This window comes from Xenorhabdus santafensis, assembly GCF_033949405.1.
Classification (GTDB): domain Bacteria; phylum Pseudomonadota; class Gammaproteobacteria; order Enterobacterales; family Enterobacteriaceae; genus Xenorhabdus; species Xenorhabdus santafensis.
On the sequence record NZ_VCDN01000437.1, the window covers coordinates 1 to 353 of the forward strand.

Consider the following 353-nt stretch of genomic DNA (forward strand, 5'->3'; position numbering starts at 1 on the left):
GCCTTTTCCTACTTGAAAAATTGGTGTTAAATGATGTGCTTGTGCACGTAAAAATCTTTTTTGTTTTCCTGTTAACATATATGTTAGCCTCCAAGCTTTTCTATAACTAATTGTTTCATTCTATCGATATTTGGCGTGCGTCCTGTCCACATTTCAAATGCAAGTGCTCCTTGATAAACAAACATATCAATACCATTTTGAATGATTGCACCTTGCTCTTTTGCCTCACATAAAATTTTCGTTTCAAATGGATTATAAATTATATCTGATACAATCGTTCCTTTTTTTAACGAACAAATTTGTAATGGCGTATATTCTACGTGCGGATGCATACCTATCGTTGTCGTCTGAAT

The 353-nt window shown here is 33.7% G+C and carries 1 protein-coding gene and 1 pseudogene; both read right to left on the reverse strand.

Annotated features, from left to right (window positions below; all coding sequences use genetic code 11):
* Window positions 1–78 (reverse strand): YhbY family RNA-binding protein (locus FE392_RS23015; RefSeq protein ID WP_500692719.1); only part of this gene is annotated, 78 nt, incomplete at its 3' end.
* Window positions 79–83: 5 nt separating this feature from the next.
* A pseudogene (locus tag FE392_RS23020) lies at window positions 84–353 on the reverse strand (hypothetical protein); the annotation flags it as partial.